This is a genomic window from Mycobacterium sp. IDUB_24 (assembly GCF_055419385.1).
The window spans coordinates 85,328-98,727 of record NZ_JBVAXO010000009.1 but is presented as its reverse complement, the minus strand read 5'-3'; the positions used below and the strand labels follow the sequence as shown (position 1 = coordinate 98,727).

General features: G+C 66.1%; 12 protein-coding genes. 2 read left to right on the top strand and 10 right to left on the bottom strand.

The genetic code is table 11. The features are described 5' to 3' along the window. Positions 1-72 precede the first annotated feature (72 nt). From ACZYZF_RS27335 to ACZYZF_RS27290, 10 genes are read right to left on the bottom strand one after another with little or no spacing between them, the layout of a single operon-like run. Positions 73-879 carry an SDR family NAD(P)-dependent oxidoreductase gene (locus ACZYZF_RS27335; protein WP_463747406.1) on the bottom strand — a complete coding sequence of 269 codons (807 nt, stop codon included), beginning with the start codon at positions 877-879 and terminating at the stop codon, positions 73-75. After that, entirely contained in the window at positions 876-1,712 is an 837-nt protein-coding gene (locus ACZYZF_RS27330) for an alpha/beta fold hydrolase (protein ID WP_463747407.1), read from the bottom strand. The genes ACZYZF_RS27335 and ACZYZF_RS27330 overlap by 4 nt, the downstream gene beginning before the upstream one ends. Further along, positions 1,709-2,290 (bottom strand): NADPH-dependent FMN reductase, encoded by a 582-nt coding sequence (locus ACZYZF_RS27325; protein WP_463747408.1) that lies wholly within the window; start codon positions 2,288-2,290, stop codon positions 1,709-1,711. The genes ACZYZF_RS27330 and ACZYZF_RS27325 overlap by 4 nt, the downstream gene beginning before the upstream one ends. A 7-nt stretch (positions 2,291-2,297) precedes the next feature. After that, positions 2,298-3,296 carry a cyclase family protein gene (locus ACZYZF_RS27320; RefSeq protein WP_463747409.1) on the bottom strand — a complete coding sequence of 333 codons (999 nt, stop codon included), beginning with the start codon at positions 3,294-3,296 and terminating at the stop codon, positions 2,298-2,300. A gap of 2 nt (positions 3,297-3,298) precedes the next feature. Then, positions 3,299-4,123, bottom strand: coding sequence for a coniferyl-alcohol dehydrogenase (locus ACZYZF_RS27315; protein WP_463747410.1), 825 nt, complete (start codon positions 4,121-4,123; stop codon positions 3,299-3,301). A gap of 15 nt (positions 4,124-4,138) precedes the next feature. Next, positions 4,139-5,446 carry an LLM class flavin-dependent oxidoreductase gene (locus ACZYZF_RS27310; protein WP_463747411.1) on the bottom strand — a complete coding sequence of 436 codons (1,308 nt, stop codon included), beginning with the start codon at positions 5,444-5,446 and terminating at the stop codon, positions 4,139-4,141. Beyond that, positions 5,443-7,257: an FAD-binding protein gene (locus ACZYZF_RS27305; RefSeq protein ID WP_463747412.1), complete on the bottom strand. Its 1,815-nt coding sequence runs from the start codon at positions 7,255-7,257 to the stop codon at positions 5,443-5,445. Before ACZYZF_RS27305 ends, ACZYZF_RS27310 begins: the two co-directional genes overlap by 4 nt. Next, complete coding sequence (locus tag ACZYZF_RS27300) at positions 7,254-8,177, bottom strand: 3-carboxyethylcatechol 2,3-dioxygenase (protein WP_463747413.1); 924 nt, start codon at positions 8,175-8,177, stop codon at positions 7,254-7,256. The genes ACZYZF_RS27305 and ACZYZF_RS27300 overlap by 4 nt, the downstream gene beginning before the upstream one ends. Beyond that, entirely contained in the window at positions 8,134-9,816 is a 1,683-nt protein-coding gene (locus tag ACZYZF_RS27295; RefSeq protein WP_463747414.1) for a bifunctional 3-(3-hydroxy-phenyl)propionate/3-hydroxycinnamic acid hydroxylase, read from the bottom strand. Before ACZYZF_RS27295 ends, ACZYZF_RS27300 begins: the two co-directional genes overlap by 44 nt. After that, positions 9,813-10,757 (bottom strand): alpha/beta fold hydrolase, encoded by a 945-nt coding sequence (locus ACZYZF_RS27290; RefSeq protein ID WP_463747415.1) that lies wholly within the window; start codon positions 10,755-10,757, stop codon positions 9,813-9,815. Before ACZYZF_RS27290 ends, ACZYZF_RS27295 begins: the two co-directional genes overlap by 4 nt. A 129-nt stretch (positions 10,758-10,886) precedes the next feature. Here ACZYZF_RS27290 and ACZYZF_RS27285 point away from each other — a divergent pair, with 129 nt between their 5' ends. Further along, complete coding sequence (locus ACZYZF_RS27285; protein ID WP_463837387.1) at positions 10,887-11,612, top strand: IclR family transcriptional regulator; 726 nt, start codon at positions 10,887-10,889, stop codon at positions 11,610-11,612. Between the two features lie 7 nt (positions 11,613-11,619). After that, a complete protein-coding gene (locus ACZYZF_RS27280) occupies positions 11,620-13,290 on the top strand; it encodes an FAD-dependent oxidoreductase (protein ID WP_463747417.1) in 1,671 nt (556 codons plus the stop codon). Positions 13,291-13,400: the final 110 nt, after the last annotated feature.

Sequence of the window (13,400 nt, the reverse complement as noted above, 5' to 3'; positions counted from 1 at the left end):
CGCCTCGCCGGAGCTACGCTTTTGGCTGGATAACCGGGTTTTCGACCAGAACCGTAGCGTCGGCGCCGGAGTTCAGGACTTAGGCTTGCGGACGAGGACCTTGCCCGCGACCGTGCCCCCGTCGATCGGCAACACGGTCCCGGTCACGTACCGCGACCGGTCGGTGGCGAAGTACAGGGCCGCCTCGGCCACGTCCTCGACTGTGCCCTCCCGCTTGAGCGGGCGGTCGTTGCGCATCTGGGCACGGATCCCGGCCTCGAACTCCTCGATGCGCTCGCGCTCGTCAGGGGAAGCCGACTTGGCCACGATCGCCGTGCGGATATTTCCCGGCGCGATGGCGTTGACCCGGATCTCGTAGTGGGCCAACTCGATCGCCGCGGACTTGGTGAACTGGATGACCGCCGCCTTGGACGCGCGATACGTCATCACCCCGCCGCCGGCCTGGATCCCCCCGATCGAGGTCAGGTTGAGGATCGATCCGCCTCCGTGCTCGGCCATGTACCGCGCGGCATCACGGGTGCCGGCCATGACAGCACGGACATTGACCCGCATCACGGTGTCGAAATCGGCGAGATCGTCGTCGAGGAAACGACGGTGCATCCGGCCCGAGACCCCGGCGTTGTTGACCATGACGTCCAGGCCGCCGAAGGTCTCCACCGCTGTCGACACCAGACGCCCCACCTGCTCGACGTCGCCCACGTCGGTGAACAGGAACGCGGCGTTGTCACCGAGTTCGGCGGCCAGCGCCTTGCCGCGATCCTCGTCGATGTCACCGATCACCACCTGGGCACCCTCGGCCGCGAAGCGGCGCACCAGACCTTCACCGAGACCTGACGCCCCGCCGGTGACGACCGTGACTTTTCCGGCCAGCTCGTTCATTGCACCTCTTTCAGGAATTCCAGCAGCACCGCGGTGAGCGCGGCCGGCTGTTCGATCTGCGGGCAGTGCCCGGCGCCGGGAATCACCGCACTACGGGCACCGGCGATCTGGCCGGCGATTTCGGCGGCCCAACCGGACGGCAGCAGCTTGTCACGCTCCCCCTCGACGATCATGGTCGGCACCCCGATGCGGTCATAGGCCCGTTGCGACGAAGGCATCGCCGGCGCCTCGAGTCCGGGCCGCCGAAATCGAGCCGCGGCCAGGCTTTCCCAGGCCCCCGGCGCAATGCTCGACTCGTATCTCCGCTGCACATAAGCCTCGTCGGCCGGATAGGCCAGATCGGCGAACAGTGCGGTGACGATGCGACGCATCCCGTCGATGGTCGCGTCGTAGTCGTACAACGCCGCCGAGAACTCGTTGCGCTGAATCTCCCCTCCCCCGCAGATCGCGGTGAGCGATCGCACGGGGAGCCGCGGGGCATCCGAGGTGGCATCGACCAGCAGGTTGATCGCCCCCATCGAGTTGCCGACGAAATGGGCTTGAGCGACGTCGAGTTCGGCGCAGAATCGGGCAATGTGCCGGATCCGCATTCCCCGACCGTCATTGAAATCGATGACCTTGGCACTCTCACCGAAACCCAGCATGTCGGGTGCCAGCACGCGGTAATGCTCGGAGAGTGCGCCGATGGCGTGCTCCCAACCCAGTTCGGCACCGGCGCCGAACTCGCCGCCGTGCAGCAGCACGACGGGGTCACCTTGCCCGGCTTCCAGGTAGCTGGTGGTCAGACCGTCGACGTCAATGGTCTTGCGTACGAATGTGCGCTGGGCCGTCATTGGGCGACTCCGTCGGACCGGCCGAACGTCAACAGCTGGGTGGCCAGCATGTCGAGTTGGCCGCGTACCGGCCCGTCGGCCAATTCGCCTGCCTCGTCCCAGATCTGATCGGCCGAGTTGATCGCCACCCCCAACGGTGTGGGCCAGGCCCGCAACGCATGACCGATCGAACGCAACTGCCCCAGCGTTCCTACCGCGGCCTGCCAACCGTAGGCGCAACTGATGCAACCCCACGGGGTGTTGTCCAGGTATACCCGTGGATCCTCCCGCAGGTCCTCAATGTAGTCGAGGGCGTTCTTGACCAGACCGGAGATCGCGCCGTGGTAACCGGGTGAGCCCACCACCACGGCGTCGGCGTCTCGCAGCGCGGAGACGAACTCCAGCGCCGCGGGTGTGCGCTCCAACGAGTGCGGCGCATACATCGGCAGCTCCAGATCAGGTCCCGCGAACATCCGGGTCCGGCCGCCCTGGCGCTCCACCGATTCCAGGCAATAGCGCACCACCCGCTCGGTCGACGAATCGGCGCGCAGCGTACCGCCGAGCCCGACGACGAACGGGACTTTCTCGGCTGACGTCATGTCTTCCTCATTTGATCGCAATGGGATTCACCGGTGACCCGACCGCACCGGTCACCCGCAGCGGAGGCGCAATCAGCTGGAATTCGTACACACCATCGGCGGCACAATCGGCGGCCAGTGCGCCCAGATCCCAGTATTCACCGAGCATCAGGCCCATGTCGCGCAGACAGAGCATGTGCATCGGCAAGAAGGTCCCCTCGACACCGTTGGCGGGGTCAGGATCCTCGACCATCAGGTTGTCGGCGGCCACCGCGGCCACCTGATGGTCGTGCAGCCAGGAGGCGCAGCGCCAATCCAGCCCGGAGCCAGGCTCGGTGCCGTCGCCGCTGGCCAAAAACCTCGTCCACCAACCGGTGTGCACCACAACGATGTCTCCGGGGGTGATGGTGACCCCTTGGGCTGCGGCCACGTCGTCGAGCTCAGCCGCGCCGATCGGGTTGCCGGGTTCCAGGAATTGGCCGGCACCTCGGTGACGGACCACGTCAAGCAGCACCCCGCGCGAGGTGATGCCCTTACCGTCCACCTTGTCGATACCGCAGTGGAAGGCACCGAAGCTGGTGACCGAATCGGCGGGGAATCCGTTGTAGAGCTTGTCCTCGTAATAGACATGCGACAGCGCGTCCCATTGTGTGGCGGCCTGCAGCGGCATGACGATCATGTCGTCGTTGAAGCGGAACGGATTGTCCACGAAGAACTCGCTGACCTGGTGGGCCACCGAATTACGCAGCCATTGCGGGCCGTACTGAGTCAACGTGTTGGCGTCCCCGCCGTCGACCGTCATCACGTGCGTCGGGTTCTGCCGGAACTGGAACGCCCCCTGTGGACCGGCCGAGGAGAAGTCACCGCCGAGCGCGAACACCTTGCCCTGCTTCACCAGTGAGGCACCATGGGCGACTTTGTCCGGGGTGATCAGGTTCAGGGTGCCGAGCTCGTCGGCATCCCCCCAGCGTCCCCAGTTGCGCACATCGTCGGCGACCTTGCGGAAGTCGCTCATCGTCCCGGACATGGTCAGCTCCTGTCGTCTGCGGCATCGAGCAGGGCCGACTCGCGCTGGGCGAGGATTCCGCCGTCCGCCCAGATCACCTGCCCGGTCACATAACTGGCTGCCGCGCTGCCGAGGAATGCCAGCACCGAAGCCTGCTCGGCAGCCTCGGATTTGCGGCCCAACGGTGTCGTGAACGAATCGAGAAACTGCTGCCCATAGGCGGTGCGCAGCTGGTCGAGGATCGGTGTCTCGGTAACCCCCGGCGCGCTGCAGTTGATCCGGATCCCGCGAGCCCCGAGTTCGGTGGCCCGCCACATCGCGTAGAGAATCATCGCCTCCTTGGACAACCGGTAGCCCCCGTCAGCAAGAGCATCGGGGTGGTCGGCGCACCATTGCAACCCCGCATCGACCGATCGGGTCTTGAGTAATCCCACTGTGGTCGCGCGGTTCTCGCGGTAACCCGAAGCCGCCAGCGAGGACACCGAGGTGATCGAACCACCCGCTGGGATCCGGTCCACCAACGCCTCGGTGAACTGCCGAGTGCCCAGAAAGTTGATCCGAACCACCAGAAGCGGGTTGCCGATGCCCGAGGACACGCCGGCCACATTGAAGAGGGCGTCCACCGGTCCGTCGATCGCGCCGGATGCACGATCGACGGACTCCGGGTCCGCAAGGTCCAGTTCGATGAACCTGTCGGGTAGGCGCTCGGGTGGCCGGACGTCCAGGCCCGTCACCCGGGCGCCGAGCTCACCCAGCGCGCGGGTCACCTCGGCGCCGATGCCCGACCCACAGCCGGTGACCACAACGTGCTTGCCGTCGTAGCGCACCAACTCGCTGATTGGGGTCACGTGTGCGGGTTCCTCTCAGCCGGCGGATTCGCGGGCTGACTTCTCGGCCTGAGCCGCCTTGACCCGACCCTCGTTGATCTCGGCCATCGCCTCGGGGATCTCGCCGGCGGTGAACTTGTCGCGGCCGGTGGGCAGGCCACCGAAGGCGTAGGTCTCGTCGAACAGTGGGGCCTCCGACGGGCGTCGACGCGCCTCGACCTTCTCGATGACCGGTTCCAGGCGCTTGGCCTTGTCCGCCACCGCTTTTGCGTCCCGCTCAATGAACTCGGGAAGGATCTCCTTGCCCATCAGCTCGATGGACTCCATGGTGCCTTCGTGGCTGCGCGGGTTGAGCAGCAGGATGATCTCGTCGACCCCGCTCGCCTCGTAGCTGCGCAGGAATTCGCGCACGGTGTCGGGCGAACCGATCGCACCGCGGCCGGGGCCGTACGCCAGTGTCGGATCCTCCTTGACCGCCTGCTCGTAACGCTCCCACACCTTGGTGCGGCCGGGGGTGTGCATCCCCGTCAGGTAGTAGTGCATGATCCCGAACGAGAAGAAGCCACCGCCGATTCCCAGACGCTTGAGTGCCTCGTCGTCCGACTTCGCCACCATCATCGACAGGTCACCGCCGATGGCAAGTACGTTGGGGTTGATCGCCGGGGTGATGGGTGCACCCTGCTCTTCGAATTCCTTGTAGTAACCGTCGACCCGTTCCTTGAGCGCCTCGGGACCGGTGTAGGCGAAGCTCAGCGCACCGATGGCCTTCTGGGCCGCCATCTGCACCGACGACGGGCGGGTGCAGGCGACCCACACCGGCGGGTGCGGTTTCTGCAGCGGCTTGGGAATGACGTTGCGGGCAGGCATCTCGACGTGCTCGCCTTTGAAGCCCGTGAAGGGGGCTTCCGTCATACAGCGGATCGAAACCTCAAGGGCCTCTTCCCACATGGTGCGCTTGTCGGCTGGGTCGATGTCGAAACCGCCCAGCTCGGCGACCGAGGAGCCCTCACCGGTGCCGAACTCGACCCGCCCGTTGGACAGGTGATCCAGGGTGGCGACCCGCTCGGCGATCCGGGCCGGGTGGTTGATCGGCGGGGGCAGGTGCATGACACCGAAACCCAACCGGATGTCCTTGGTGCGCTGGCTGGCCGCGGCCAGGAACATCTCCGGCGCGGTGGAGTGGCAGTACTCCTCGAGGAAGTGGTGCTCGGTCAGCCAGACGGTGGAGAAACCGGCCTTGTCGGCCGCCTCGACCTCGGTCAGCCCGTGCTGGAACAGCTGATGTTCGTCATCCTCCGACCACGGCCGGGGCAGTGGGAACTCGTAGAACAGCGAAATCTTCATCGGTTTCCTCCTGGGGTGTTGCTGACGTTGTCCTGGACTGTTTGATTGGCGGCGGGTGAAATAGGTTGTGCAACAAGCTGTTCGGCTTGGAGGTCGGCAATGTGTCTGGCTGCCACATACCCGAAGGTCATCGCAGGCCCGATGGTCGCGCCCGCACCGGCGTAGCTTCGGCCCATGACGGCGGCCGAGGCGTTGCCCACCGCGTAGAGCCCGTCCACGGCGGAATCGTCGGCACGCAGGACGCGCCCGTTCTCGTCGGTGCGCAGCCCGCCCGAGGTGCCCAGGTCGCCGAGGATGATCTGGAACGCGTAGTACGGCGGTTTACCGAGTGGACGCAGATTCGGGTTGGGCAGGGTCGGGTCTCCGTAATAGTTGTCGTATGCGCTGTCGCCGCGGTTGAAGTCGTCGTCGTGACCGGTCTGAGCCAACTGGTTGAACCGCTCGGCGGTGGCCTGAAGATTCTGTGCGGGTACACCGATCTTTCCGGCCAACTCCGCCCAGCTCTGCGCTTCGACCACCACACCGGAGTCCAGCCAGGCTCGCGGCACCTTGCGCCCGGTGGGAACGGGGGCGAACGGGATCTTCGGGATGGGCAGGTGCCCGCCCACCACGTACCGGTGGAACGAGTCGATGTCGGTGACCAGCCAACATGGGATATGGCCCACCCCTGATTGCTGGCCCTCGATCATCGCGTGGGCGAAATCCATATAGGGCGCGGCCTCGTTGATGAACCGCTTGCCCTCGCCGTTGACCACGAACTGTGACGGCATCATCCGCTCGTTGAGCATGAACTGCAGCCGCCCGTCGGGCCAGCAGATGGCCGGGAACCACCACGCCTCGTCGAGCAGTTCGGTGGCACCGCCGGCCTTCTCGCCGGCCCTGATACCGTCGCCGGTGGCGGCCGGATTGCCGAAGCTCCAGTCCTTCTCGAGTACCGGGAGGTGCTCCTTGCGCCAGGCGATGTCATGGTCGAAGCCGCCGGAGGCCAGGACCACGCCACCGGTGGCCCGGATCCGCAGCGGCTTGCCGTCACGTTCCACCACCGCGCCGAGCACCTCGCCGTCCGCACCGGTGATCAGCGAAGTCATCGGTGCATCCAGCCACAGCGGGACGTCGTGCTGCTTGAGTGCCAGCCGCATTCGGGCGGCCAGCGACTGTCCGATGGCCGCCATCCGGTCACCGAAAACCCGTGCCCGCACCATCCGCCAGATCAGCTTCAGCAGCACCGCCTTGCCGCGCCAGTTCTGTCGGATCTGGTAGAACAGCCGAAGATCCTTGGGCGCGAACCAGATTCCCTTGGGTGCCAGGGCCAGCGGGGCGAGCAACTCCTGCTCGTGTTCGCCGAGCTTGCGTAGATCGATGGCCGGGACGTTGATGGTGCTGCCCAGTGCCGAGCCGCCGGGCAGTTCCGGGTAGTAGTCGGCGTAGCCGGGCTTCCAGACGAACTCGAACCAGCCGCTGTTGCGCTCCAGGAAGTCCATCATCTCCGGCGCCGCCTCGACGTACTTTCGCAGCCTGGCATCGCTGACGGTGCCCTCGGTGATCTGCTTCAGGTAGTCGAACACCCCGTCGGGTGAGGGCACATAGCCGGCCCGGCGTTGCGACGGCGCTCCCGGCACCCAGATGCCGCCGCCGGAAAGGGCGGTGGAACCGCCGAAGTGGGAGGACTTTTCGACCACGAGGGTTTTGAGGCCGGCCGCGTCAGCCGTCAGCGCCGCCGTCATGCCGCCGCCCCCGGAACCGATGACAAGCACGTCGACCGTTTCGTCGAAGCCTTCATCGGCGGTCTGTGCAGTGGTGTCTGAATTCATGCTGCGATTCCTACCGCCGTCCTGATTGCGAATCCTGCGATCAATTCCGGTGCCGCCCGGTAAAAATGGTTCTCGGTCTGGTACCGCCCGTTGGCTGCCATCGCCGCGAATGCAGCCACCCAGGTGCGGATTTCATGCGCCGAGTTGCCCCCCTCGGTAGCGATGAAGTCGTTGGACCACTGGTCCAGATCGGTCAACCGACCTTGGTCGAAGATCTCCAGCAGGCTGTGGTCCCACTCGGGGTTCAGCGGCCGTAACGCACTGTCACCGTGGGCAAAGTCGTGTGCAGCCTGGCTCACTGCGCTCTGCCGGGCCAGCCGTTGTTCGTCGGTCATCGGGGCCCCGTGCACGATCCGGTCCAGCGCGGCCGGCGGGGCCGTCGCCAGCGTCGGGACCGGCGGATCATGCGACAGTCCACCGGAACCCAGTACCAGCACCCGCTTGTCGAGGGTGGCCAGAAAGGCACCGACCGCCGCACCGAGTGCTCGGGTCCGCGACAGCGGACCCAGCGGGGTGGCGACGGAATTGACGAAGATCGGCACGATGGGACGCGCTGTCGCTTCGCCGAATAACGCCTGCAGCGGCTGCACGGTGCCATGGTCGACGTCCATGCTCGTCGAGATGGCGACGTCGACGCCGGATTCCCAGGCCGCCTCGGCACATTGCCGGGCGATGTCGCCCGCGACGTCCAGCGCACCCCGATACGTCCCGTAGTCACCCACTCCGGCCGCGGCGGTGCCGATGCAGAAGGGGGGCATCAGCCGGTAGAAGAATCCGTTGTAGTGATCCGGCGAGAACGTCACGACGAGTTCGGGGTCGTAGTCGGCAACAAACTCGCGAGCACTCCCGACCGCTGCCCCGATCTCGTCGAGGAGGTCAGCCGACGGTCCCGGAAGATTCAGCAGTGGGCTGTGGGACATACAACACAGGGCTACTGGCACCGTTCACTCCTCCCTCCGTCAGATGGAGTACGTCGAACAGGGCTTTACTCAGTTCGGGGGCACGCTGGGCGATGTCGGCCCCGGCAATGCACCGATCCGGGCGCAGTACCAGCACCGATTCGGCGTGCACGTCGAACCAGGATTTGAGTGCACCCGTACGGTCACCGACGATCACCACGGATCCGTCGTCGTGGTCGGCGTCGTGGCCCGTCCAGAACAACTGGGTCTGCGGCCTGGCGGCGATGAACTTCGCGCCCAGGGCTTTCCAACGTGCGTAGGCCTGCTCGCCGAGCAATGCGCGCGGACTGTTGTTCCAGCACAGCACTGCGAAGTTGAGCCCGATCACATCGTCGAGCAGAACGTTCGACTGCTCGCGGGTGTCGACCCGGGGTTGGATGAACAACGTGCCCACGGGCGAGTCTGCCGTCGGCGGCTGCGGGTGGTAAACCGCGCCCTGGTCATAACGTGGCATCGGCTTGAACCGCATCTCCAACACGTAGCGCTTGAGCGCCGGAACTACCGATGCACCGCGAATCAGCTTGTCCCGCAACATCGCAACCTTGCGATTGGTGGGCGAGATGACCCGCCCCACCAGGGTGGAGAGATCGATCATGGCTCGGGCGTGCTTGCGGCGCTCGGTGTCGTAGCTGTCCAGCAACTCCTCGGCTGCCTGGCCCTTGGCGACCGCGGCCAGCTTCCAGCCGAGGTTGGCGGCATCCCGGATACCGCTGTTGTATCCCTGCCCCTGCCACACCGGCATCAGGTGCGCGGCGTCGCCGGCCAACAGGAATCGGCCCTTACGGAAGTTGCCGGCGATACGGGAATGGTGGGTGTAGACCCGGCGACGGATCACGTCCACCTGATCCGGATGCGGGACGAAGGGGGCCAGCAGCCGTGCCACGAAGTCGGGATCTTCGGCCTGCTCATCAGTTTCGTCGGCATGGATCATGAACTCGAACCGCCGGATGCCATGGGCGATCGAGATCGAGGCGTACGGCCTGTCCGGGTCGGCGCCGACCTCACTGTTCGGGTGTCCCAGTGGGTCATTTTCCAAATCGACCACCACCCAGCGGGTCGCTGAGGTGGTGCCCTCGAACGACACCCCCATCATGCCGCGGGTGGCGCTGCGCCCGCCGTCACAGCCGACCACGTAGCGCGCACGCACCGCGGGCAGGTCCGGTCCGAATTCGACCTTGACACCATCGGCGGTCTCGACGGCCGATTCCATCCGGCGTCCCCAAGCCACCTCCACGTGAGGGAACCGGTCCAGACCGACCAGCAGCTGTGCGTCGACGAGTGGCTGAACGAACCCGTTGCGCTTGGGCCAGCCGAATCGTGCGTCCGGGGGCGCCATTTCGGCCAGCAACCGGCGGCTGCCGTCGTAGAACCGCAGGATCTGATTGGGCACGGTGTGCGGCAGGACCGCCTCCACCAACCCGATGGACTGGAAGGTGCGCAGCGATTCGTCGTCGAGCCCGACGCCACGGGGGTAGTCGATGAGGGTGTCGCGTTCCTCCACCACGAGCGTCCGGACGCCCTGGATTCCGAGGACATTCGCCAGGGTCAGGCCGACCGGCCCGGCCCCGACGATGAGGACGTCCACCTCCTGGTCGGTCACGCCGGCCTGCTGTTCTTCGCGCGAGCGCTCATCGCCGGTCTGCCCAGCAGGAAGTCGAGATGCAGGCGGTTGAACGTCTCGGGGTCTTCGTATTGCGGCCAGTGCCCGCAGTCGGCCATCACCTCGAACACCGCACCCGGGATCATCTCCGAGATGCGTCTGCCCTCACTGACGTCGGCGGTAGGGTCATCGCTGGTCCACAAGACCAGAGTCGGCGCGGTGATCGAGCCGTATTCCTTCTCCCCCAGCAGGTTCCGAGCACGGATCTCGGGATCCTGCAGTGCCATGATGTCGCTCATCGCGGCGACGAAACCAGGCTGGCGGTACACCGCCTGACGACTCGCCACAATGTCGTCGTAACCCTTTGACTTGTCGGCCATCAACCACTTGATCCGGGCCTGCACGGTCTCCCAGCTCGGGTTCTCCGCGGCCGCCATCGACAGCGTGATGATCCGCTTCATCACCTCGGGGTCGGCTTGTGATCCACCGGCGGTGTTGAGTACCAACCGGTCGATGCGACCCGGATGATCGGCAGCGGCCCGCGCGGCCACCCAGCCGCCCAGCGATTCACCGGAGATGTGGGCACGGTCAGCGCCGATCGTGTCGAGGAAGCCGATCAGGTGATCGACATAGTGCGACACCTCCAGGGGATGTCCCGGCTTGTCGGTGTAGCCGTGCCCGAGCATGTCGATCGACCACGTCGAGAAATGCTCGGCGTGGGATTCCAGGTTGCGCACATAGGCCTCGGCATGTCCGCCCGACCCGTGCAGCAGAACGAGCACAGGCAGTTTCGGGTCGCCGGCATGCAGGTAGCGGGTACGGATGCCGCCGACATCGAGGTAGCCCTGCGAGAACGCCACGCCTTGGAGGTCAGCCCAGACGCTCTCGTGCTCGGTGGCCGAAACGGAACCGGATGCCGGCCCGGCGGCAGTGCTGGTCATGTTCCCCTCTCCGGAGATCGGGAGAATGATATTCTCCGAATTTGTAAGCACTTTGCTCATATAGCGCACACCAGAGTGCATTATTATCAGAGCATCACTCTCGCGGTTCTATCTGTCAAGGAGGGCGCGATGTCGGCCAAGGCAACCCAGCCGCAGCCACAATCGAAGACCGACGGCTCCCCCACCGGTGTGCCCGGTTCGCAGACGCTGGCGCGCGGGCTGAGCGCGCTCGCGGCCATCGCCGCAGCCCCGACCGGGCTCACCGTGCAACAGGTCGCCGACCACGTCGGAGCCCATCGCACGATCGCCTACCGGCTATTGGCCACCCTGAGCCAATTCCGTTATGTGACAAAGGGTGAAGATGGCCGCTACCGGCCCGGCGCCGGGCTGGCGGCCCTGGGCTCGTCGTTCGACAACAACATGCGCCAGCTCAGCGTCCCGACCTTGCGCGCACTTGCCGACGAACTCGGCAGCACGGTGTCCCTACTGGTGGCCGAGGGCGATCAGCAGGTGGCCGTGGCGGTGATCGTCCCGACGCAGGTGTTCTACCAACTGTCCTTCCATGAGGGCAGCCGCCACCCGCTCGACCGGGGTGCGGCCGGGGTGGCGTTGTTGGCGAGCATGCCGCCGCGGCCCGGCGAACGTGAACTGGTGCGCCAGACCCGCGAACAGGGCTGGGTGATCACCCACGGCGAGATCGAACCGGACACCTATGGCCTTGCTGTCCCCGTACGTCGACGCCTGCCGTCACCGCCCACCTGCATCAACCTCATCTCGCACCGCGAAGACGTCGTGCTGGGTGGCAAGGACGCGGTGGTGCGAGCAGCAAACGAATTATCGACAATCCTGTACTGAGAAGGGAATGACAGTGACCCGTAACGAAATTCGCTGGGACGACGAAGTCGACGTCGTAGTGCTGGGCAGCGGTGGCGCCGGGCTCACCGCGGCGTTGACCGCATCGGTCGGCGGCGCGTCGGTCGCAATCTACGAGAAAGCACCCACGGTCGGCGGTACAACGGCGGTTTCCGGCGGCATCGTGTGGATCCCCGCCCATGACCGCAGCGCCGACGGGCCGTTGCCGGTCTCCGATGCGGTGGACTACCTACAGGCCCAATCACTTGGCTACATGGACGCCGATCTGGTGGACACCTTCGTGCGCACCGGCCCGGCGATGCTCGATTTCGTCGAGGAACACAGTGAGCTGCGCTTCGCGGTCGCCGAAGGCTTCCCCGATTACAAGCCCGAACTGCCGGGCGGGCGCCCGGGCGGCGGCCGCTCCCTGAGCGCAGGTCCGGTGGATCAGGGCAAGCTCGGTGTCTGGCGGGACCGGATCACCTCCTTCCCTGCGGATTTCAGCAATGTCGGCATCGACGCGGAAACCCGGGCCCGCATTCACGCCGTGTCCGACGACCCGGACGCCGACCTGTGTGTGGCCGGCACCGCCTTGATCGCCGGTCTACTGCGCGGCCTGCTCGACCGTGGCATCCAACCGGTCACCGAAGCCCGCGCCGTCGAACTGATCGGTGACCACACCGGCATCACGGGGGTACGCATCAACGTCAGCAGCACCGACGGTGCCGACGTTCGTATCCGCGCCCGCAGCGGCATCGTGCTGGCCACCGGCGGCTTCGAATGGGACACCAAACTGGTCGAGGCCTACCTGCGCGGCCCCATGCGCGGCGCGGTATCCCCGCCGAACAACACCGGCGACGGGCTGCGGATGGCCATGGCACACGGCGCCGACCTGGCCAACATGGGTGAAGCGTGGTGGGTTCCGATCGTGCAGCTCCCCGGAGACACCATCGACGGCCACCCGCGCAGCCGCAGCGTCCGGCTGGAACGCACCCGGCCACGCAGCATCATCGTCAGCCGGGCCGGCAAGCGCTTCCTCAACGAGGCAGGCGAGTACAACTCGATGGCTGGGGCCTTCCAGTACCTCGACCCCAAACTCGGCTACGCCAACGATCCGGCCTGGATCGTGTTCGACTCCGGGCACCTGCAGCGCTACGGCTTCCTCGGCGTCGAGCCAGGCGACGCGGCGCCGGACTGGTTTTGCGAATCGGCCACTCTTGCCGAACTCGGCGCCAAGACCGGAATCGATCCCGAAGGTCTGGCCGCGACCCTGGCCCGGTGGAATGCCAACGTCGCCAACGAGATCGACCCCGACTTCGGCCGCGGATCCAGCGCCTACGACGGGTACTGGGGCGACAATTCGGCCGCCACTCCGGCGGGCCAGACGCTCGGGCCGCTCGATACCGCACCGTACTACGCGGTACCGGTCAAGATCGGTGCCATGGGCACCAAAGGTGGACCACGCACCGACCGAGACGGCCGTGTCCTGCACGTCAACGGCGCGCCGATCCCGGGCCTGTTCGCCGCGGGCAACGCGATGGGCGGCGTGACCGGGAAGGCGTACGGCGGTGCGGGCGGCACCCTTGGGCCGGCCATGGTATTCGGGTACCGCGCGGGACAGGCCGCCGCCGAGAACTCAAGAACAGCTATGGATGCAGCCTCGGCCGACCTACTCGCCTGAGCTCGCGCAGGCCTGCGTTTGCCACGGCAGGCTAAAGTTATAACACCGTTGCACTTTTGTTCGGGTTGTGGTTAGCATCACATCGCCCATTGCCCGCCGGTCTCAGGTCG